At 69.5% G+C, this 20595-nt stretch carries 21 protein-coding genes and 2 pseudogenes; 12 read left to right on the forward strand and 11 right to left on the reverse strand.

The features are described 5' to 3' along the window. Nucleotides 1-85 precede the first annotated feature (85 nt). From SD37_RS30860 to SD37_RS30870, 3 genes are all read right to left on the reverse strand, one after another. Nucleotides 86-1321 carry a serine hydrolase domain-containing protein gene (locus tag SD37_RS30860; protein WP_044856028.1) on the reverse strand — a complete coding sequence of 412 codons (1236 nt, stop codon included), beginning with the start codon at nucleotides 1319-1321 and terminating at the stop codon, nucleotides 86-88. A 10-nt stretch (nucleotides 1322-1331) separates the two neighbouring features. Then, the gene (locus tag SD37_RS30865) at nucleotides 1332-2132 is read right to left on the reverse strand and encodes a siderophore-interacting protein (RefSeq protein ID WP_044856027.1); all 801 of its coding nucleotides are present in this window, start codon (nucleotides 2130-2132) and stop codon (nucleotides 1332-1334) included. Between the two features lie 86 nt (nucleotides 2133-2218). Continuing rightward, nucleotides 2219-2626 (reverse strand): SgcJ/EcaC family oxidoreductase, encoded by a 408-nt coding sequence (locus tag SD37_RS30870; protein WP_044856059.1) that lies wholly within the window; start codon nucleotides 2624-2626, stop codon nucleotides 2219-2221. A 112-nt stretch (nucleotides 2627-2738) separates the two neighbouring features. On the opposite strand from SD37_RS30870, the gene SD37_RS30875 reads away from it, so the two are divergent. Next, nucleotides 2739-3419: a TetR/AcrR family transcriptional regulator gene (locus tag SD37_RS30875; protein ID WP_145926771.1), complete on the forward strand. Its 681-nt coding sequence runs from the start codon at nucleotides 2739-2741 to the stop codon at nucleotides 3417-3419. 384 nt (nucleotides 3420-3803) lie between these two features. Here the strand turns inward: SD37_RS30875 and SD37_RS30880 are convergent, their stop codons facing one another. Genes SD37_RS30880 through SD37_RS30900 form a run of 5 tightly spaced genes read right to left on the reverse strand, consistent with a single transcriptional unit; the run spans nucleotide 3804 to nucleotide 8611 of the window. Then, a complete protein-coding gene (locus SD37_RS30880; RefSeq protein ID WP_145926772.1) occupies nucleotides 3804-4829 on the reverse strand; it encodes a GNAT family N-acetyltransferase in 1026 nt (341 codons plus the stop codon). Further along, nucleotides 4823-5866, reverse strand: coding sequence for a GNAT family N-acetyltransferase (locus SD37_RS30885; RefSeq protein ID WP_065913021.1), 1044 nt, complete (start codon nucleotides 5864-5866; stop codon nucleotides 4823-4825). The genes SD37_RS30880 and SD37_RS30885 overlap by 7 nt, the downstream gene beginning before the upstream one ends. Further along, nucleotides 5863-6966, reverse strand: a complete 1104-nt coding sequence (locus SD37_RS30890) for a hypothetical protein (RefSeq protein ID WP_044856025.1) — start codon at nucleotides 6964-6966, stop codon at nucleotides 5863-5865. The genes SD37_RS30885 and SD37_RS30890 overlap by 4 nt, the downstream gene beginning before the upstream one ends. Beyond that, nucleotides 6960-7889 (reverse strand): hypothetical protein, encoded by a 930-nt coding sequence (locus SD37_RS30895; protein WP_044856024.1) that lies wholly within the window; start codon nucleotides 7887-7889, stop codon nucleotides 6960-6962. Before SD37_RS30895 ends, SD37_RS30890 begins: the two co-directional genes overlap by 7 nt. Next, a complete protein-coding gene (locus tag SD37_RS30900) occupies nucleotides 7886-8611 on the reverse strand; it encodes a hypothetical protein (RefSeq protein ID WP_044856056.1) in 726 nt (241 codons plus the stop codon). Before SD37_RS30900 ends, SD37_RS30895 begins: the two co-directional genes overlap by 4 nt. A gap of 323 nt (nucleotides 8612-8934) precedes the next feature. On the opposite strand from SD37_RS30900, the pseudogene SD37_RS44330 reads away from it, so the two are divergent. The 6 genes and pseudogenes from SD37_RS44330 to SD37_RS30920 form a co-directional block, all read left to right on the forward strand. After that, a pseudogene (locus SD37_RS44330) lies at nucleotides 8935-9894 on the forward strand (glycosyltransferase family 2 protein); the annotation flags it as partial. 483 nt (nucleotides 9895-10377) lie between these two features. Further along, nucleotides 10378-10779: pseudogene (locus tag SD37_RS44335) on the forward strand (ATP-grasp domain-containing protein); the annotation flags it as partial. Then, nucleotides 10777-11169: a hypothetical protein gene (locus SD37_RS44340; RefSeq protein ID WP_418189831.1), complete on the forward strand. Its 393-nt coding sequence runs from the start codon at nucleotides 10777-10779 to the stop codon at nucleotides 11167-11169. The pseudogene SD37_RS44335 and the gene SD37_RS44340, both read left to right, overlap by 3 nt. Continuing rightward, a complete protein-coding gene (locus tag SD37_RS30910; protein WP_044856022.1) occupies nucleotides 11166-12446 on the forward strand; it encodes a hypothetical protein in 1281 nt (426 codons plus the stop codon). The genes SD37_RS44340 and SD37_RS30910 overlap by 4 nt, the downstream gene beginning before the upstream one ends. 21 nt (nucleotides 12447-12467) lie before the next feature. After that, nucleotides 12468-14270, forward strand: a complete 1803-nt coding sequence (locus SD37_RS30915) for a carbamoyltransferase family protein (RefSeq protein ID WP_044856021.1) — start codon at nucleotides 12468-12470, stop codon at nucleotides 14268-14270. Then, on the forward strand, nucleotides 14267-14974 hold the full coding sequence (locus tag SD37_RS30920; protein WP_044856020.1) for a hypothetical protein: 708 nt from the start codon (nucleotides 14267-14269) through the stop codon (nucleotides 14972-14974). The genes SD37_RS30915 and SD37_RS30920 overlap by 4 nt, the downstream gene beginning before the upstream one ends. Nucleotides 14975-14984: 10 nt before the next feature. Here the strand turns inward: SD37_RS30920 and hemW are convergent, their stop codons facing one another. From hemW to SD37_RS30935, 3 genes are all read right to left on the reverse strand, one after another. Then, a complete protein-coding gene (gene hemW, locus SD37_RS30925; RefSeq protein ID WP_044856019.1) occupies nucleotides 14985-16199 on the reverse strand; it encodes a radical SAM family heme chaperone HemW in 1215 nt (404 codons plus the stop codon). A gap of 64 nt (nucleotides 16200-16263) precedes the next feature. Then, a complete protein-coding gene (locus SD37_RS30930) occupies nucleotides 16264-16620 on the reverse strand; it encodes a hypothetical protein (RefSeq protein ID WP_044856018.1) in 357 nt (118 codons plus the stop codon). A gap of 85 nt (nucleotides 16621-16705) precedes the next feature. Continuing rightward, nucleotides 16706-17119 carry a VOC family protein gene (locus tag SD37_RS30935; RefSeq protein WP_044856017.1) on the reverse strand — a complete coding sequence of 138 codons (414 nt, stop codon included), beginning with the start codon at nucleotides 17117-17119 and terminating at the stop codon, nucleotides 16706-16708. A gap of 81 nt (nucleotides 17120-17200) precedes the next feature. Between SD37_RS30935 and SD37_RS30940 the strand changes: the two genes are divergently transcribed. The 5 genes from SD37_RS30940 (at nucleotide 17201) to SD37_RS30955 (ending at nucleotide 20585) form a co-directional block, all read left to right on the forward strand. Further along, nucleotides 17201-17773 (forward strand): TetR/AcrR family transcriptional regulator, encoded by a 573-nt coding sequence (locus tag SD37_RS30940; protein ID WP_044856016.1) that lies wholly within the window; start codon nucleotides 17201-17203, stop codon nucleotides 17771-17773. A 153-nt stretch (nucleotides 17774-17926) separates the two neighbouring features. Further along, the gene (locus SD37_RS44345) at nucleotides 17927-18013 is read left to right on the forward strand and encodes a putative leader peptide (RefSeq protein ID WP_360907593.1); all 87 of its coding nucleotides are present in this window, start codon (nucleotides 17927-17929) and stop codon (nucleotides 18011-18013) included. A gap of 36 nt (nucleotides 18014-18049) precedes the next feature. Beyond that, nucleotides 18050-19744, forward strand: coding sequence for a nitrite/sulfite reductase (locus tag SD37_RS30945; RefSeq protein ID WP_044856015.1), 1695 nt, complete (start codon nucleotides 18050-18052; stop codon nucleotides 19742-19744). Then, entirely contained in the window at nucleotides 19741-19893 is a 153-nt protein-coding gene (locus tag SD37_RS30950) for an eL43 family ribosomal protein (RefSeq protein ID WP_037310587.1), read from the forward strand. Before SD37_RS30945 ends, SD37_RS30950 begins: the two co-directional genes overlap by 4 nt. Next, the gene (locus SD37_RS30955; protein WP_044856014.1) at nucleotides 19890-20585 is read left to right on the forward strand and encodes a phosphoadenylyl-sulfate reductase; all 696 of its coding nucleotides are present in this window, start codon (nucleotides 19890-19892) and stop codon (nucleotides 20583-20585) included. The genes SD37_RS30950 and SD37_RS30955 overlap by 4 nt, the downstream gene beginning before the upstream one ends. The last annotated feature ends 10 nt before the right edge of the window (nucleotides 20586-20595 follow it).

Genomic DNA, 20595 nt, shown 5'->3' on the forward strand with positions numbered 1-20595 from the left:
GGTTCCCCTTCCGCGTGAAGATCCCCAGTCTGGCCGGGTTTCCTTGCGCGGTAAAGGATTCGCCTGATGGACTGCCCGAAGAGGATCAGCCGACCAGCGCCTGATAGACCAGATGACGCAGTTCGACGCGGATCGGATAGGACGACGACGGCAGCAGCTGGGTGAGGAACAGCACCGTGACGTCCTCGGCCGGATCGACCCAGAAGGCGGTACTGGCCGCGCCGCCCCAGGCGAATTCCCCGGCGCTGGCGGTGGTCTTGGCCTTCACCGGGTCGTCGAGCACGGAAAAGCCCAGTCCGAAGCCGAAACCGTGGTAGGGCGCCTCGGAGAACGAGGGCCGCCCGTAGGTCTCCAGATCCACGCCGCCGGGCAGATGGTTGCTCGCCATGAGCCGCACCGTGCGCGGGCCGAGCAGCCGGACGCCGTCGAGTTCGCCGCCGCGCAGCAACATCTGCGTGAAACGGTGGTAGTCGCCCGCCGTGGAGACCAGGCCGCCACCGCCGGAGAGACACGTGGGCGCGACCCGGCCGACGGCGCCCATCACGTCGTGCCGCAGGGGCGCCTTGGTCTTCGGATCGGGCACGTAGAGGGCGGCCAGCCGGTCGAGGGCACCGGGGTCGGCCTGGAAACCGGTCTCGTGCATGCCGAGCGGCGTGAAGATCCGCTCGGCGAAGAAGGTGTCGAGGGACCGGCCGGAGACGACCTCGACGAGCCTGCCGAGGATGTCCGTCGCGACCGAATAATTCCATTCCGAACCGGGCTGGAACAGCAATGGCAGTCGTGCGATCGCTTCGGAGACCCCGGCCAGGTCGAGCCCCGGCGTCATCCCCCAGTCGAACCCGGCCTCCCGGTAGAGCGCGTCGACCGGATGCGTGCGGTGGAAACCGTAGGTGAGGCCCGCGGTGTGAGTGAGCAGATGCCAGAGCCGGATCGGCTCGGTGGCGGGCTCGGTCGCCATCCGGACGGACGAGCCCTTCGTGAAGACCCGTGGTTCCGCGAATTCCGGCAGCCACCGCGCGATCGGGTCGGCGAGGTCGATGAGCCCCTCTTCGACGAGCATCATCGCGGCGACCGAGGTGACCGGTTTCGTCATCGAATAGACGCGCCAGATCGTGTCGGTCTCGACCGGCAGCCCGGCCTCGATGTCGCGTGACCCGTTCGACGCGAGATGCGCGATCTTCCCGTTCCTGCTCACCACGGCCAGGTATCCGGGAAGCAGCTTCCGCTCCAGGTACCCGTCGAAATGCCTGTCGATCCGCTTCAACCGTTCCGCGTCGAAACCCACCTCGGCCGGGTCGACGTCCACCTTCAGCTCGAGCATGTGACCGAGGCTACGCGTTCCGCTCGGCCTGCTTCTCCAGTCGCCACGCCTCGTCGGTCTTCCCGATCCGCCAGTATCCGGAGATCGACAGCAGGTCGCGCCGCACCCCCCGGTCGTCCAGCAGATGGCGGCGCAGGTCGCGGACGAACCCTGCCTCGCCGTGGACGAACGCCTGCACGACACCCTCCGGCCAGTCCAGCGCGCGGACGGTGGCCGCGAGATCGTCGCCGCGGCTCCGGTGCAGCCAGGTGATCCGCGCGTCGGCCTTGGTGGTCAGCGACTGCTCCTCGGCGGCGTCCTCCACGAGGATGACGGCGTGCGCGGGAACGCCCGCCGGCATCGCCTCGAGGGACGCGGCGATCGCCGGCAGGGCGCTCTCGTCCCCGGCGAGCAGATGCCAGTCGGCCTCCTCGCCCGGCCGGTACGCCCCGCCGGGACCGGAGATCAGCAGTTCGTCGCCGGGTTTCGCGGCGGCCGCCCACGGTCCGGCGACCCCCTCGTCACCGTGGTGGACGAAGTCGAGGACCAGCTCACCGAGATTCCGGTCGAAGGCCCGGACGGTGTAGGAACGCATCCGCGGCCACTGCTCGCGCGGCAGTTCTTGGCGGACCCGCGCCAGGTCGAACGGCTCGGGATAGGTGACACCGGGGACCCGGAAGTGCACCTTGACGTAGGCGTCGGTGAATTCGTTCGGCTGGAACGAGGCGATCCCTTCGCCCCCCGCCACGATCCGGACCATATGCGGGGTGATCCGCTCGGTACGCAGCACCCGCAAGCGGGTCCCCGACACCGGCCTCCGCGCCTCGGCCATGCGCGATTCCTTTCCTGCGGCTTAGGTCAACCTAACCGAGCGTACGCCCTATGCCGGTTGACCGGGCCGGGTCTCCCGTCATCCGATCAAACCCTGGCGGCCGGGTCGCTCACCCGCGTGTTCTGGAACGACGCGACGCGCCAGCCGTCGGATTCCTTCACGAGCACATACGTCAGCGTCGATTCCCGGCCCGGTTCGGGCTTGCCACCCGCCCGCGACGACCCACCGCCTGCCACGACGATCGCGACGTCCGGCCGGATGAACCGGACCTTGGGCTCGCCGCCGCCGGCCAGCTTCGATCCCTTGAGCGGCCCCTCGAACAGCGCCCGGTGCGCGCTTTCGATGACCGCGCGGCCCGGCATGTTCATCCCGAAGAACGTCACGTAGTCGGCGTCTTCGGTGAACAACCGCGCGTACGCGGCGGCGTCGCCCTCGTTCCACGCGTCGGCGAGGCGGGTCAGTACGGCCAGGACTTCGGTGCGGGATTCGGTCATGATGCCCTCCAGTTGGACGAACACTGTTCGTGTTACGAACACCGTTCTACAGACGAACACCGTTCGCGTCAAGTAGAGTTCCCGGCGAACCCCGGATCAGGAGGCGAACGAAGTGAGCAGGCCCCGGCGTCGCGCCGAGAAACCCGTGCTGTCCCAGGAGCTCGTGGTGAAGACGGCACTGGACCTCCTCGCCGCCGAGGGGCTGGAGGCGGTGAGCATGCGGCGGGGGGCGCAGGCGCTGGAGACCGGCCCGGCGTCGCTTTACGCCCACGTCGCGAACAAGGAAGAGCTCCACGAGCTGATGGTCGATCACGTCCTCGACTTCGGCCCGATCCCCGAGCCCGATCCGGACCGCTGGATCGACCAGGTGAAGGAACTGTTGCGGCAGAACGTGCGGGCGCTGACCGCATTCCCCGGGATCGCGAAGATCGCGTGGGCCATCCAGGTCCCGACCGGCGCGAACGCCTTGCACCAGGCGGAGGCGATGCTCGCCGTCCTGCGCGCGGGCGGGCTGGACCTGAAGCGCGCCCTGTTCGCGGCCGACGCGTTGTGGCTCTACACCAAGGCTTACGCCTACGAAGGCGCCGGCTGGCAGTACGGCGACGTCGACGTCACCATGCAGGAGGAACGCGGCAGGCAGATGGTCGAGTACATGACGTCGTTCCCGCCGGGCACGTTCCCGAATCTGCTGGGGGCGGGCGAGTACTTCTCCGCGGAGACCGCGCAGGAACGGTTCGAGTTCGCCATCGACCTGTTCCTGAGCGGCCTCGCACGGTCCCGAATGGACTCGTGAGTGGTAATGACGGTTCTAACCGTCATTACCACTCACGAGACTTGACCAGCTCGGTCGCCGGTGCCTTGGGTCACCAAGTCCGTGAAGGCCTCCTTGAGGGACTCTGGTTCCCTTAAGGAGGCCTTCACGGACCGGGCTGGGCTCTAACCCCATTACCACTCACGAGGCTTGATCAGCCCGGTCGCCGGCGTCTTGGGTTCGCGGGAGTGCGTGAAGGCCGAGTTTCCTCGGCTGAGCCGAGGGAAGGGGGCCTTCACGCGTCGCTGCCGTGACTACTGGTGCTGGTGTGTCATCTGTGGCGATCACCAAGTCCGTGAAGGGCCCCTTCCCTACCCTGAAGGTAGTGAAGGAGGCCTTCACGGACCGGGCCGGGAACAACCCCGCTCACGGCAGCAGGGCGATCGCGGCCGCGTACTGCGGCACCAGCCGGGCCCCGAGCGACGCCTTCATCTCCGACATCTTCTTGCCGAACACCACCTCGGGCCGCCCGGCCTCCACCGCCCAGCGCACGGCCTCGCCGTAGAAATGGAAGTACAGATTGGGCCGCCCGCCCAGTTCGGGGGGCAGCGCCGCCCAATGGCGGGCGATCGGCAGGGTCGGATGGTCGAGGACGGTCGCGACGGCGAGCGCCCGGCCCGTGGTGGTCTCGCGGTACTCGACGACGTGCACGTCCGGCTGCCGCAGCAGCGCGCTCACATACCCCACGAACGCCGGGAGCGGCACGATCGGCACGTCGTGGTGCTTGGTTTCGTTGTACCGCAGCAGTTCCGCGACCTCGACCGGATCGGCCTCGGCACCGGGCCGTATCCGGACCTCCACCGAGGGATCGGCGTCGAAGGTACGGAAGATCTTGCGCAGGTTCTGCTTCCGCTTCCTGGCCAGGGAATACATCCAATCGTCCCGGCAGGTGAAGGGCGAGACGTCGAGCACGGCGATGTCCTCGGTCCGGCGCACCATCTTCAGCCTGCCCCGGACACTGTCCACTCCGGACTCACCGACCTGCCGGATCAGGAGCCCTCGCAGGCCGAAGCCGAGTTCGGCCCGCATCGCCGGGACGAACGACTCCAGCAGGCGGGCGACCCCGCCGTCGTCGTCCTCGGCGTCGAACCACCAGCCCGGTATCGCCCCGGAACCGGGTGCGCGGATGTCGAGCCCGCCGAGCCGCCCGCGTCCCGACGGCCGGGCGAACCGGTGCCGTCGGGTGAGTCCGGTGACCCACGCGGAGCTGACCACGCCACCCGGCACACCGTTTTCGAGCAGGACGGCGATCGGTTGCGCGGTCCGCGCGGACCACGCCTGGGTGGTGAGCACCTCCCAGCTCCAGTCCGCGCGCAGACCGGCCTTGGCCCGCAGCGCGCCCCAGTACGCGGGCTCCGGATCACGCCGCGGGTCGAGCACCTCGATCACCATCGGGTCACCGGCCTGGCCACGATGACCCCGAGCAGCGGAACCGGTTGGAAACCCAGGGTGGCCTTCAGCTCGGTCAGTCCGCGGCCCATCGACAGGGATTTGCGGTTGCCTTCGATCATGTAGCGCACGTTCCGGACGACGGCCTCGAAGTACAGGTGCTTCGGCCGCCCTTCCTCCGGGGCCACCGCGGCCCAGTGCTGGTGCAGCGGCGCCACGGGATGGTCGAGCACGTTGGTGAACGCGAGCAGCCGTCCCGCCGCGTCGTGGTAGGTCGAGGTGATCACGTCCGGCCTGCGGACGAGTTCGCCCAGGTACTCGGCGGTGATCGGGCCCCGCCGGTCGAATTTCACCGCCCCCATCCGCGCCCGGTGCTCGCGCAGCAGGGTGGCGAGTTCGAGGGCGTCCAGATCGGTGCGGGCGGCCTCGGTGCGGACGACGACGTCCGGATCCGCCGCGATCTTCTTCGCCTGGCCGCGCAGGCTCAGCCGCCTGCTCCGGCGCAGGGACGCCAGCCAGCCGTCGACGTCGACGAATCTGTTCTCCAGCACCGAAGTCGGCATCGTGTCCCGCACCGGCCTGCCCCGGCCGGACACCATGCCGAGCGCGTCCGGCGGCACGGTCCGGTAGACGACGCCGAGGCAGCCGGGGCCGGTGAACCGGCAGACGGCCCGCTCGAACCGCCGCATGATCTCCCGCCGGTCGGCGGCGTCGGCCCCGTCCGCGAACAGCCACGGCGGGGACCCGGAAAGCCACGCGTGCTGGACCTCGACCCAGCGCGGCCCCAGTCTCGCCACCCCGCGCACCTGGCCCGGCCGTTCCGGGGACACGGGTGCGCACAGCATCGCCAGTACCGCGGCGACGATCTCGCCGCCGTCGCTGATCACGGTGAGCACGTTGGGACTGCGGGAGAACCGCGACTCCACGCGGAGCAAGTGGTAGTCCCACGGGACGGGCGCCTGTTGCGCGACGAGGAAGTCCGCCCAGCCCTCGGGTTCCGGATCGGTGCGCGGGTCGAGTACCCGCACCTGCCAGGTCATCGGCCGAGCACCGGTCTCGGTACGGCGACCGACACCAGGGCGCGGGTGCCGAAGCCGAGCGCCGACTTGGCGGTCAGCATGGCCCGGCCCGCGGTCAGTTCGGGACGCTTGCCGGCGATCATGTGTTCCACTCCCCTGGCGTAGAAGTCGACATAGAGGCCTTTCCTTCCGCCGCCCGCGCTCGGCAGCGCGGCCCACTGATGCAGCGCGCACCCGTCCTCGGCGTCGAACAGCGTGCCGAAACCCAGCAGCCGCCCGGATCCGTCGCGATAGGTGCGGGTGATCACATCCGTACGCCGCACGAGCGCGTCCAGATAGGACGGTGCGATCGGGCTCCGGGTGTCCAGGTGCAGCCCGCCGAACCGGGAGCGCTGTCCCTCGGCCCAGGCCCGGTCGTCCTGCCTGGCCCGGTGGGCGTTGAGCAGGACGGACAGTTCATGGACGTCCAGATCCGTTCGCGCGGATCCGGCTTCGGTCCGCAGGTCTTCGTCGACCCGCAGGCCGTACAGGGTCTTCCGCGTCTGGTCGCCGAGTCCCCGCTCCCAATCGTCCACAGTGGAGTAAGTGTTGGACAGGACGGCGGCCGGATCGATCTCGCGGGAGACGCGGCCGCGTCCGTCCAGCGCGGGCAGGAGCTCCGGGTTCATCGCACGGTAGATCAACCCCAGCAGCCCCGGGCCGAGATGAGCGCAGAGCGCCTGCTCGAACCGGCGGATCGCCTGCCGTCGCTCGGCTTCGTCCAGCCGGTCGTCGAGTACACAGGCCGGGTATCCGCTGAGCTGCCAGAGGTAGGCCTCGGCCCAGCGCGGCCGGAACCGTCCGCCCCGGACGGAAACCGGCGCGAAGTCACCGGCCCGCCAGCCACGGCACACCATGACGGTGAGCGCGCCCGCGATCTCGCCGCCCCGGCGGATCACCGCGAGTACCGCCGGGTTCTTCGCCAGCCACGCCTCCCGGCGCAGGACCTCGTACTCCCACACCGGCCACAGCTTCGACCGGCGCAGGAAACCGCGCCAGCCTTCGGGTTCGGCCGCGTTCCTCGGGTCGAGCACCTCGACCTCCAGCGCGGTGCCCGGCGCCGCCACCTTCATCGTCACCATCCCAGTACCGGCCTCGGCACGGCCGCGGTGTACACCGGCCGCGCCCGGAAACCCAGCGTCGCCTTGAGTTCGGGCAGCCCGCGCCCCGCGGCGAGTTCCTTGACGCCGCGTCGCGTGGCGTAGCGCATGGCGTGGATGCAGGAGTCGAACAGCAGGCCCTGGCGCCCGCCCTCGGTCACCGGCAGCTTGCCCCAATGCTGTTTGACCGGGCTGTCCGGACGATCGAGCAGGGTGTTCACCGCGAGCAGCCTGCCGTCGGCACCGGTGTAGGTCAGCGTGTGCACGTCCGGCCGCCGCAGGAACCGCCGCAGGAAGGCGGCGGACGGCATCGTACGGGAATCGAGCGCGAGCCTGCGCCGCTGCCGCCGGAGCCCGCCACGCCGCGACTTGGGCAGCGACGCGATCCACTCGTCCTCCGAGCCGAACCGGTTCTTCAGTACCGCGACCGAATCGACGTGTTTCACCAGCCTGCCGGGGCCGCGAAGGTCCGTCGCGAACTCCTCCCCGACTGCCCGGTACAGGACTCCCAGCAACCCCGGCCCGAGCCGCCTGCGCAGGGCGCGTTCGAACTCCCGGATCAACGGACGACGTTCGACGGCGGCGACCCGCGGCGCGAACACCAGTCCCGGATAGCCGCTCAGCCACGGTTGGCACACCTCGGCCCAGAACGGCCGCAGCAGCCGATGTCCCGGCGTGGGCGCGAACCGGGGCCGCAGCCGGGGACGGCAGACCAGGACCGACAGCGCGGCGACGATCCCGGCGCCGTCGGCGAGGGTGACCAGCACCGGCGGGTTCCGCGCGGTCCAGCCGTCGAGGCCCATCACCTCGTAGTCCCACACCGGATGCAGCCGGGCGGCGGGGACGAACTCCGGCCAGCCTTCGGCAACGGGATCGGCGCGGGGATCGTGGAACCGGATCTTCACGCGAGCACGACCGGGGTCCCGTGCCGGGGGCAGGGCGCGATCTCCCCACCTACCCCGCCCGCGGGGAGCACGTCCACGAACCGCGGCGAATCCTGGCGCAGCAAAGTGAACGCGAGCCCGCCCGTGGTGGGGCGGGCGTAGACGCGGGGCCAGTCGAGATGCCAGCGGCCACAGGGTTCCAGCGCGCCGAGGTAGCCCAGTGCCGGATCGTGCAGGACGCCGTACGGTCCGGTGTCCATTGTGTCCAGTTCTCGTCGCGGTACGGACTCGACCCGGTACGCGCGTTCTTCGGGCAGCGCGGCGGCGAACACCGCGAGCTGCTTGTCGTCGCCGACCGCGATCACCCGGCGGCCCCGGCGGAGCGCGGCGGACAGTTCGGCGAGCACCCCCGCCGACGGGACGTCGGGATCCACCACACAGCACCGGACCCCGCGAGGCAGGTCCGCCGGGGGCCGTAAGCCGTCGCCGCCGAGGACCACGACCAGCGCGTCGCCGTCCACCGACCGTGCCTTGCGCAGCACCGGGCCCAGCCCGCGATTCGACTCGATCCGCCGCGTGCCACCGGCGAGCGGCACCAGGTCGACGATCTTGTGCACGGCCTCGGCCAGCGGCGCCGCACCGGAATCCGTGCCGGTCCGGCCGGGTACCAGCACCGGATCCGTTCTGCCGTCCAGGGCCCAGCGCTCCCGGTAGAACGGCACCGTCGCGAAGGCCGACCGCACGGACCGCCGATAGGCCGCCCGCCAGGCAGCGTTCACCCCCAACTCCCACATGGCGCGGAATCATGCGTCATACGCGCCGGTTTGGGAACAGATGGCGCCGAGTTCACCCGGCTCGCCGCGAAGTCCCTCCTTTTCGACTGAGCTGAAAGGAGGAATTTTCCGGACACCCTGGCGAGAACAAAGCGAGTCTGCCTATAACACCGGGAACTTTTCGAGTCGGCACGATCTGCCGGCCGCCTGGGGTCAAGGGGACGCATGAACCGTGAACTCACCACGAGTGACGCTGTGAACACAATAGCGCACTCACCGCAGGGGATCGACAGATGAGCCGGTCGATCCCCGGTCCCGCGCAAAGCGGACTCACCGTAGTCGTCCCGTGCTTCAACGAAGTCGACAACGTCGAGCCGTCGTACCAGGAGATCGTCTCCGCGTTGGGAAATCACCCACTCGAACTGCTCTATGTGGACGATGGCAGTACGGATGGAACACTCGACGTCATCCGGGCGCTCGCGCATACCGATCCCCGGGTCCGATACGTCTCCTTCACCCGCAATTTCGGGTTCGAAGCCGCCTTTTCCGCGGGATATCGTTACGCGGGTAAGCCCTGGATCTTGCACATCGACGCCGATCAACAGTTCCCGGCTTCCGAGGCGGGGAAATTGATCGCCGCGGCGGAAGAGGGGAATGACGCCGTCTTCGGTGTGCGCACCAACCGGCAAGATCCGTTAGTGCGCCGCTGGGGAACCGCGGCCTTCCATTTCCTCGGCCGCCGTGTGCTGCGCATCGAAATCCCGCCGGGGGCGACGGCCTTCCGCCTGGTCCGGACCGAACTGGCCCGCAAGATCGTCGATCTCCGCCTGGGGACACCGTATTTCCTGGCCACCGTGCCCAAGCTGACCAGCCGCTACACCACCGTCCCGGTGGCACACCGCGCACGGGAACGCGGGGAGTCCAAAGTGGGCTTCGGTTTCCTGTCGTCGCACGCCATCGAACTGTTCGTCGGATTCACCCGGCGCCTGACGACGGCGGCGTCGGTGACCGCGCTGTCGACCGCCGGGATCTCGCTGCTCGCGGGGATCGCGACCGCGTTCGGCCTGCTCGGCCTGCCCGTCACCTCGGCGCTGACGTTCGCCCTGTTCTCCGTGGTGCTGACGGTGCTCGCGCTGACCGTCCGCTATCTGGTCGTGGTCGGCGCTGGTCAGCCGAGACCACGGCAGTTCTACATCAGGGAGGCCAACTTCCCGGTCGACGAGGACGACCTGCTCTACACCCCGGCGGAAGCCGGGATCCATCCTGGGGAAAGGCAAGCGGGAGTGAAGAAAACCGAAGACACGGCGGCACCGAGGAGTCTGGTCATCCTGGGCGGGGCCGACGGTTCGGTCAGCACGTACCACCGGGCGCGGGAACTGGGCTTCCGCACCATCTGCGTCGACGTCCGCGCGGCCGCGCCGGCGGTGGCGCTCGCCGACGAGTTCGTCCAGGTCAGTGTCCGCGCGCCGGAACAGATCGCGGCCGCGTTGGAGGGACGGGACGACATCGCCGGGGTGCTCTGCCCGGCCAGCGACGTCGGGCTGCCCACGCTCGCCTGGCTCACCCGGCACTGGAATCTGCCGGACCCGCTGCCCGAAGCCGCCGTCGCCGCTTCCGTCGACAAGTCCGTCTTCCGCGCCTTGTGCGACAGGCTGCGCTTGCCGACCTATCGCAGTGTCGGCGGGAAACCCGGGCCGGACCTCGTCCTCGCCGCGCAGCAGCTGCGGTTCCCCACGCTGGTGAAACCGGTCGACTCGTCCGGGAGCCGCGGCGTGGTCTCGTGCGCGAGCCCGGGTGGGCTGACCACGGCGTTCACCGAGTCGCTCGCGTTCTCCCCGTCGGGGCGGCTCGTCGTGGAGGAACACCTCGACGGCTCGCACTACACGATCGAGGCGCTCGTGGTCGACGGCCGGATCGTCTTCCACGCGGTCACCCGGCGCACCCTCCCCCCGCCGCCGTTCTTCGTGACGGCGTCGCATCTCCTGCCGGCCGGGCTGCCGCCGGTGGTCGACCGCGCCCTGCCGCTGATGCTCGGCGCGCTGTGCGCCGAACTCGGCTATCGCACCGGGCCGCTCACCCTCGACGCCGTCCTCGGCCGCGACGGGAAGTTCTACCTGATCGAAATGGGCGCCCGGATGGGCGGGAACGGCCTGGCGGAGGCGATCGAACTCAGCACCGGCGTCGATCTGATCGCCGCCGGGATCGCCGCCGCGACCGGAGACGAGGTCGTGCTCTCGCCCCGTTCCCCGCGACCGACGCTGGTGCACATCCTCGCCTCCGACCGCGGTGGCCGGATTCTTCGGATCGAAGGCACCGAAGAGGTCCGCGCCATGCCGACAGTGAGCAGTCTGGAACTGTTCGCGGAACAGGATTCCTTCGTGAAGCCGTACGAGCAGGCCGGGTACAAGATGGGCTACGCCGTGCTTTCGGCGCCGACCGTGCCCGAAGTGCTCGCGGCGGAGGACGAACTGCGCGGCACCCTGAAGTTCCTGCTCGACGAGCAGGGCATGGCGGTGCCGCTCCCTTGACCGGTACCTCGCTCACCGGCGGCCCCGCCGCGGCGGCGATCGCGGCGCCGAAGCCGGCGATGGTGCTCCGGCTGCTCGCCGGCCGGGGCGTCTTCCGGCTGGCGATCCAGGCCATGGGCGTGGTCCTGGTCACCGCGTGGGGGGCGCACGACTACGGCCGGTTCGCCACCGCGCTCGGCTTGATGACGTGGCTGAATTTCGTGCCGTCCTCGGCGGAGAAGTCGGCGCTGAAATGCCTGCCACGCCTGCGGATGACGCGGGACGCGGTCGCGGCGCTGGCCGTGCGGGTCGCGTTCGTGCCGGTCCTCGTGGTGCTGGCGGCGATGGCGGTCGCGCTGGTCTTCGCCCCGGAGTCGGACGCCGCGCTGTACCTGACGGCCGCAGGCTGGTCGATCTCCGGCGGGCTGCTGATGACCGTCTCCGGGCTGCACCGGTTCCGCGGCAGGTCCACTTTGGACGCCTTGGCCTTCACCGCGGCCGCGCTGGTGGTCGGCGCGGTGACCGCGGGCACGTGGTTCGTCCGCTGGTCGCCGCTGACCCATCTCGGCCTGCTGCTCGGCGGGATCCTGCTCATCCTCGGGTTCTCCGCCGCGCTGCTGCCGAAGGAATGGCTGCGTCCGGGCAAGGTGAACGGGCACCGGCTCCTGCCCGCGTTCGGCCGGACCACCGTCCTGCTGGGGATGACCGAGGTGCTCGACGTCCTGGCGACGTCGACGGTGTTCGGCGTGCTCGCGCTGGCGGGCCGGACCGTCGACAGTGGACCGTTCTACGTCGCCCTGCTGGCGAGCAGCGCGTTCTGCTCGTTGCTGTTCTATCAGCTGAGGTTGCATCAGCCCGCGATCTCACGCCGGATGCGCGGCGGCGGCGCGGCGGCGGGCCGCGCTCGCGCGGTGGAACTGCTGAAACTGGTCGAGTGGGGCGCGCTGGTGTTCCTCGTCGCGGTGGGGATCGCGCTGGCGATCCCCGCCGCCCGCGCGGTGCTGACCTCGGAAGGCACCACCGGCGCCTACCTGGTCCTCGGTGTCTTCGTGCTGGCCGAAACCGTGCTGTTCGCCGTCCGGCTCTACGCGGGCTTCCTGATCGAGAACACCAACAGCAAGGTCCTCACCCTCACCGCGTCGGCCTCGATCGCCGGGCTGATCGCCACCCCGCTGGCCGCGGCGGCGCTGGTCCCGGCGATGGGCCCGGTCGGCGGGTTCGCCGCCCTCGTCTTCGCCATCGGCGCACGGGCCACCGTGCTCCGGCGGCTGCTGCGCCGCCACCACCCCGAACTCTGAATGTCGCACTGGAGAAGGAACATGTACGTACTGGGTATCAGCAGGGTCCACGATTCGGCGGCCGCGCTCGTGCGCGACGGCGAGATCATCGCGTTCGCCGAAGAAGAGCGCTTCACCCGGGTGAAGCACGACGGCGGTTTTCCGGCGCACGCCATCAGGTTCTGCCTCGACCGAGCCGGGATCACGCTCGCCGACGTCGACCACGTCGCCTACTACTGGCAGCGCTGGCGCGAAGGGGTGCACGCGGCGAAGGTGTTCGCGCGGTATTTCCCCGGCACGCTGGAGGTGTTCCGCAACGCGAACGGTGACGAGGGCGGCTCCTCGGCCGGTATGGTCGAGACCTTCAAAACCGGTGGCGGCAAAGGGGTCGACGACTATCACGTCGGCGGCGCGGTGCTGGCGCACATCAAACGGTCCTTCACCCTCGAACGGGACGTGAAGGAAGCCGCGGGGTGGACCGGGCCGACGAAGTTCAAGACGCATCTTGTCGACCACCACAAGGCCCACGCGGCCAGCGCGTACTTCATCTCGCCGTGGGAAGAGTCGGCGGTGCTCACCTTCGACGGTATCGGCAGCGACGGGACCGCGACCTATCTGGGCCACGGCAAGGGAAACCGGATCATCGACATCCGCCGGATCAAGTTCCCGCATTCGCTGGGCGCGATGTACGCCGGGGTCACCGGCTACCTCGGCTTCTACCCCACCCGGGACGAAGGCAAGATCATGGGGCTGGCGCCGCTCGGCAACGACACCTATGTCGACGCGTTCAAGCAGCTGATCCACCTCGACGACGACGGCGGGTACGAACTCGACCTGAGTTTCTTCGGGCACCACCGCACCGGCAAGCACGTCATGTCGAAGAAGTTCACCGACCTGTTCGGTCCCGCCCGCGCGAAGACCCGGGTCACCGCGGAGAACCCCGTACCGCAGCACTACTGCGACATCGCCTACGCGCTGCAGGTGACGCTGGAGGAGGCCGGGCTGCACCTGGCGCGCTGGCTGCAGTGGGAGACCGGGTCGAAGCGGCTCTCGGTGGCTGGCGGTGTCGCGCTGAACAGCGTGATGAACGGGCGGCTGCTGCTGGAGACGCCGTTCGAGGACTTCTTCGCCCAGCCCGCGGCGGCCGACGACGGCTGCGCGCTCGGATCCGCGCTGGAGGTGTCGGTCGGCACGTTCGGCAAGCCGCGTCCGCGCGACGGCTACACCTACACCGGCCCGGACTACACCGAGGCGGAGATGGAACTGGCGCTGCAGGACGCCGGGGTCGCCTACACCAAGGTCGACGACATCGCCGCGCACACGGCCGCGAAGATCGCCGAAGGCAAGATCGTCGGCTGGGTGCAGGGCCGGATGGAATGCGGGCCGCGCGCGCTCGGCAACCGCTCGCTGGTGGCCGACCCGCGCGACCCCGACTCGAAGACGCGGATGAACGAGAAGGTCAAGCACCGCGAGGCGTTCCGGCCGTTCGCGCCGTCGTGCCTGGAGGAACGGGCAGGCGAGTACTTCGTCAGCGACTACCCGTCGCCGGTCATGCTGCTGGTGTTCGACGTCCTGCCGGACAAACGCGACGAGGTCCCCGCCATCACCCACGTCGACGGGACCGCCCGCGTGCAGACGGTGAGCAAGACGGACAATCCGCTCTACTACCGGATGATCAGCGAGTTCGAGAAGCTCACCGGGGTACCGATGGTCGTCAACACCTCGTTCAACGACAACAACGAGCCCATCGTCGCCAGCCCGGCCGACGCCGTGGCCTGCTACCTGAAGACCGACGTCGACGGACTCGCCCTCGGGCCGTTCTGGGCGGAGAAGGAGACCCTGTGACCGCCACCCTGCCCGACGCGGCACCCGGGCCGAAGACCGGCTGGGTGCCCGCGCTCTACCGCCACCGCAAGTGGCTGTGGCTGGTCGCCGCGGTCCCGGCCGTGGTGACCACCCTGCTGATCATGGTGATCCTGCCGCCGGACCAGACGCTGGACAACGTCGTGGATTGGGCGTTCAAGCTGTGCCCGTTCGTGTTCGCGGTCGCCACGGTGGCGCTCTTCCCCCGCACCAAGCAGGGTCCGGCGCTGATCGTGCTCGCGGTGTTCGTCTACATGTCCTATTTGGACACCGAGCTGGTCATGCGGATCCAGGCGTTCGCCCGCAACGCCGCGACCGACGAGAACGCCTTCCAGCCGGTGTACCAGTTCGAGCTGTTCGTCGTGACGTTCATCGTCCTGTTCGGGCTGATGGCCTATCGGCTCGGCGGCGGCCGGACGGCGAACGTGCTCAAGACCGGGATCGCGGCGATCCTGGTGGTGATCTCGGGTGCCAACGACCTGACATTCTGGGCGCTCAACGACGTCTGGTCCGCCGGGACGAAACCGACCGAGCTGAAGTGGGCGTCGCATATGATCGTGTTCCTCGGCGGGCCGCCGAGCGTCCCGGCCGCGGTCGCGTTCATGCTCGTGCACCTGGTACTGGCGGCACTCGTCGTCGCGCTGCCGGTGGGCCGGTGGGTGGACCGGGCACTCGGGCTGTCGTGAGTCCGGCCGCTCAGGTGAGCCGGCGTACCAGACCGTCGGCCAGCAACCGCCCCCGGTCGGTGAGCACGGCGCGCTGCTGACCGTCCAAAGCGGACTGATCGAGCAGCCCTTCGGCGGCGGCGGCGCGGGCTTCGGCCCGGCCGTCGTCGTCGAGGGCGTCGAGCGGAAGTCCCTCGGACAGCCGGAGTTCCAGCATCACGCGTTCCAGATGCCGGTCTTCGCCGGTCAGCAGTTCACGACCGGCGGCCGGTGATTCCCCGGCGGCCAGCGCGCTCGCGTACCGGGCCGGATGCTTGACGTTCCACCAGCGGACACCGCCGACGTGGCTGTGCGCGCCGGGTCCCGCGCCCCACCAGTCGCCGCCGCGCCAGTAGCCGATGTTGTGCCGGCAGCGGGCTTCCTCCGACGTCGCCCAGTTGGACACCTCGTACCAGCGCAAACCCGCCGAAGCGAGGACGCGGTCGATCATCTCGTAGTCGGCGGCGAGGACGTCGTCGTCCGGGGCGGGCAGTTCGCCGCGGCGGATCCGGCGCGCGAGCGCGGTGCCCTCCTCGACGATCAGCGCGTACGCCGAGACGTGGTCCACCCCCGCGGCCAGCACCGCGTCGAGCGAGGCCTGGAGGTCTTCGACCCGCTCCCCCGGGGTGCCGTAGATGACGTCGAGGTTGACGTGTTCGAACCCGGCGGCGCGCGCCTCCTCGGCGGCCGCGACGGGACGGCCCACGGTGTGCACGCGGTCGAGGATCTTCAGCACGTGCCCCGCGGCCGACTGCATCCCGAGCGAGATCCGGGTGTACCCGGCGTCGCGGATGCCCGCGAAGAACTCGGGGGACGTCGATTCGGGGTTGGACTCCGTCGTCACCTCGGCACCGGCGGCGAGCCCGAACGTGTCGCGGACCGCGTCCAGGACACTGCGGAGGCCGTCCGCGCCGAGCAGCGACGGGGTCCCGCCGCCGACGAAGACGGTGTCGACCGCGGGCGGCTTCCCGAGCACGCGCGCGGCCAGGTCGAATTCGCGCTTGAGGCCTTCGAGCCAGGATTGCGGCGACGAACCGCTGTCCAGCTCGCCGGCGGTGTAGGTGTTGAAGTCGCAGTAGCCGCAGCGGGTCGCGCAGAACGGGACGTGCACGTAGACGCCGAACGGTCGCGTGCCGAGCCCTTCCAGCGCGCTCTCGGGGAGCGCGGAGTCGACGGGTGTGGTGGTTTCGGGCAGCAACGCGGGCACACCCCAGTGTCCCCCACGCCGTGAAGGCCTCCTTCCCCGGGGAAAGAGGCCTTCACGGATCGCGCTATCTGTCGGCGATGCGCACCTTGACCGAGGTGGAGCGGGTGCCGTCCTCGAAGCGCACCCAGACCAGGGTCTCCATGCTCAACGAGTAGTCGTTGACCACGTAGTCCAGCGACCAGTCGCCGTTCTCGTCGGCCCGGACGTCGCGGCTCATGGCCATCTCGACCAGCACGACGTTGGCCAGATGCCCCCGGGCCTTCGGCGAGCAGCCGACCGCCTCGAACCGGAACGAGCCACCCTTGGGCAGCACCGCCCCTTCTTCGGGCGAGACCAGCCTGCAGCCCTGCTCGGCCCCGGAAGCGGTACCCGGGATCAGCAGGGACGCCAGCACCATCGCGGCGACCACCCATCGGCGCATGCGCAACTCCTCCGTCCTGTGTGGATCGGAGACCGAAGCTAGCGGCGACAGCGGTGACGCGCGGCCCCACTCACCCGAAGCGGTACTAGGCCAACCCGTTCGCGGCCAGCCACTCCGGTGACGGCGGGATCACCTCGATGATGTCGATCAGGAAGCCGTTGAGGTCCTCGATGTAGAAGTGCCGCTGGCCGAATTCCTCGTCCACGAGTTCCGTGACGATCTTGACGCCCTCCTCGCGCAGCCGCTCGTACTCGGCGGCCGCGTCGGCGACCATGAAGCCGACCATCGACCCGGCGGCCTCCTGTGAGCGCCAAGGCTCCGGCGTGGCTTTGTGGCCGCGCTTCGCGAAGCTCATTTCATAGCCCGGCACACCCGTGTTGAGGCTGGAGAACCAATCCAGCTCGATCGTCACCGTCAACTGCAGGTGCCGTTTCCACCAGGCGGTGGTCTCGGCGATGTCGTCGACGAGCACACAGGCACCGAAACCGCTGAGTTGCATCTGGTGTTTCCTCCCAGTCGAACCACTTGATGCGTAGTACTATAGGCATAGTGATTTGACTGAGGCAAGGAGAATGTCCCGATGCGACAGAACCCGGAGCGCCGGACCGCCCTCACCGACGCCGCCATCAGCGTCCTCGCCCGCGAGGGCGCCCGCGGACTCACCTATCGCGCCGTGGACGTCGAGGCGGAGGTGCCGCCGGGGACGACGTCCAACTACTTCCGCAACCGGGACCAGCTGCTCGGCGAGGTGGGCGTCCGCGTGCACGAGCGGCTGTCGGCCCCCGCCGAGGTGATGGCGAACCCGCAGGCCGAGACGCCGTCCCACGACCGGGTCGGCGTGCTGCTCGGCGAGCTGATGGGCAGGCTGACCGGCCATCGTGAGCCGTATCTCGCCCTGCTCGAACTCCGGCTCGAAGCCACCCGCCGCCCGGATCTGGCGGCCGAGCTGACCAAGACGATCCGCGAGAGCATCGATCAGAGCGTCGACTGGCACGTCGCCGCGGGGATGCCGGGCGGCCGGGCCGAGGTACTGCTGATGTATCTCGCGCTGACCGGGCTCACCGTCGAACGGCTCACCCTGCCGGAGGTACTCGCGGACGTCTCCGACGAAGAGGTCATCCGGATCATCGTGGACCGCGTCCTCCCGTCTTGAGACGTGCGCGTTCTGCGTCACAATGCCGCGCCACCGTCCCGGCCTTGACGACCAAAGATGGGCTCTGACCAGCGAAAATAGTCTCGACTGACCAAGGTTCCCAGCATTCGGACCGGCCTGGACCACATAGTGGGCGCGTGGCACGCTGAACGAATGACCCGCGCCGGAATCACCCTCGTGGCCCGCCGCCACGTGGATCTCCGTCGCGTGGCGAGCGCGCTCTGTGCGACGAACCGCTGACTCCCCGCCACCACCACGATCTGCCGGAGGACTCCCATGTCGTCGCCCACGCGCGAAACGCCTGCCCGCACCCCCCGGGTCAAACAGAAACGGGGCGAGGGACAGTGGGCTCTGGGGTACCGCGAACCGCTGAACCCCAACGAGCGGTCCAAGAAGGACGACAACCCGCTGAACGTGCGGGCGCGGATCGAGAACATCTACGCCCATCGCGGATTCGACGCGATCGACCCCGGTGACCTCCGCGGCCGGTTCCGCTGGTTCGGTCTCTACACCCAGCGCAAGCCCGGGATCGACGGCGGCCGCACGGCGACGCTCGAACCGGAAGAGCTCGACGACCGCTACTTCATGCTGCGGGTCCGGCTCGACGGCGGCGCGCTGACCACCGACCAGCTGGCCGTGCTCGCCGAGATCTCGCAGACCCACGCGCGCGACACCGCCGACATCACCGACCGGCAGAACATCCAGTACCACTGGATCCAGATCGAGGACGTCCCGACGATCTGGGCCAAGCTGGAGAAGGCCGGGATGACCACGATGGAGGCCTGCGGCGACAGCCCGCGCGTCATCCTCGGCTCCCCCGTCGCCGGTATCGCCGCCGACGAGGTCATCGACGGCACGCCCGCGATCGACGAGATCAAGCGCCGCTACATCGGCGACCCGCGCTACTCGAACCTGCCGCGCAAGTTCAAGACCGCGATCTCCGGCCAGCAGGACGTCGCCCACGAGATCCACGACGTCGCCTTCGTCGGCGTCGACCACCCCGAGCACGGACCGGGTTTCGACGTCTGGGTCGGCGGTGGCCTGTCCACCAACCCGATGATCGGGCAGCGGCTCGGCGCCTGGGTCTCACTCGACGAGGTCCCCGACGTCTGGGAAGGCGTGATCAGCGTCTTCCGTGACTACGGCTACCGGCGCCTGCGTGCTCGTGCGCGCATCAAGTTCCTGGTGAAGGACTGGGGCGCCGCGAAGTTCCGCCAGGTCCTGGAGGACGAGTACCTCAAGCGGAAGCTGGCCGACGGCCCCGCGCCCGAGGTGCCCGCGACCCAGATCGACCACGTCGGCGTGCACCCGCAGACCGACGGCCGGTTCTACGTCGGCGCCGCACCGGTCGCGGGCCGCGTCTCCGGAGCCACCCTGCTGGCCGTCGCGAAGGCCGCCGAGCGCGCCGGATCGAACCGCGTCCGCCTCACCCCGCAGCAGAAACTCGTGGTCCTCGACGTCCCCGAGGCCGAGGTCGGCGGGCTGAAGAGCGAGCTGGCCGAACTGGGCCTGCAGACCGAGCCGTCGCCGTGGCGGCGCGGGATCATGGCCTGCACCGGGCTGGAGTTCTGCAAGCTCGCCATCGTCGAGACGAAGGCCCGCGCGATCGAACTGGTCACCGAACTGGAGAAGCGCCTCGCCGACATCCAGTCCGAGATCGAGAACCCGGTGACCGTGCACCTCAACGGCTGCCCCAACTCCTGCGCCCGGATCCAAACCGCCGACATCGGGCTCAAGGGCCAGATCGTGACCGACTCCGACGGCAAGCAGGTCGAGGGTTTCCAGGTGCACCTCGGCGGCGGGCTCGGCCTGGACGCCGGATTCGGCCGGAAACTGCGCGGGCACAAGGTGACCGCGGCGGAGCTGACCGCCTACGTCGAGCGGGTCGTGCGGGCGTATATCGCCGGCCGCGAACCCGGTGAGCGTTTCGCCCAGTGGGTCACGCGGGCCGAGGAAAGCGTCCTGCAGTGACCGAACGAGCGAGCCCGTACTACTGCCCTTTCTGTGGCGATGAGGACCTGCGGCCGGAAGAGGGCGGCTCCTGGCTGTGCTCGGGCTGCCGCCGGGTCTTCACCGTGAAGTTCCTCGGACTGTCCTTTCCGGAGGTGTCGCAAGGATGACCGCCACTGCCGACTACAAGACACTCGCCGAACGGGCCTCGAAGGAGCTCGCGGAAGCGACCGCGACCGAGGCCCTTCGCTGGACCGCGGAGACCTTCGGCGACGACTTCATCGTCGCGTCGAACATGCAGGACGCCGTCCTGATCGATCTGGCCACCCAGGTCAAACCCGACGTCGACGTCCTGTTCCTGCAGACCGGCTACCACTTCCCGGAAACCATCGGCACCCGTGACGCGGTGCAGGCGGTGTACCCCGGCGTGCGGATCGTCAACGCCGAAGCCGCACAGAGCGTCGCCGAACAGGACGCGGAGTACGGCCCGAAGCTGCACGAACGCGATCCGAACCAGTGCTGCCACCTCCGCAAGGTCGTACCGCTGCGGAACACGCTCGCGAAGTACTCGGCGTGGGTGACCGGCGTCCGCCGCGTCGACGCGCCGACCCGCGCGAACACGCCGATCGTCACCTGGGACGACCGCAACGGGCTGGTGAAGGTCAACCCGATCGCGCCGTGGTCCGACGAGGAGTTCAGGAACTACATCGACGAGCACGGGATCCTCGAGAACCCGTTGGTGTCCATCGGTTATCTGTCGATCGGCTGCGCGCCGTGCACTGCGAAGGTCGCTCCGGGTCAGGACCCGCGCAGCGGCCGGTGGGCCGGGCAGGGCAAGACCGAGTGCGGCCTGCACGGGTGAGAAGGGACGA

The sequence above is a fragment of the Amycolatopsis orientalis genome (assembly GCF_000943515.2).
Classification (GTDB): domain Bacteria; phylum Actinomycetota; class Actinomycetes; order Mycobacteriales; family Pseudonocardiaceae; genus Amycolatopsis; species Amycolatopsis orientalis.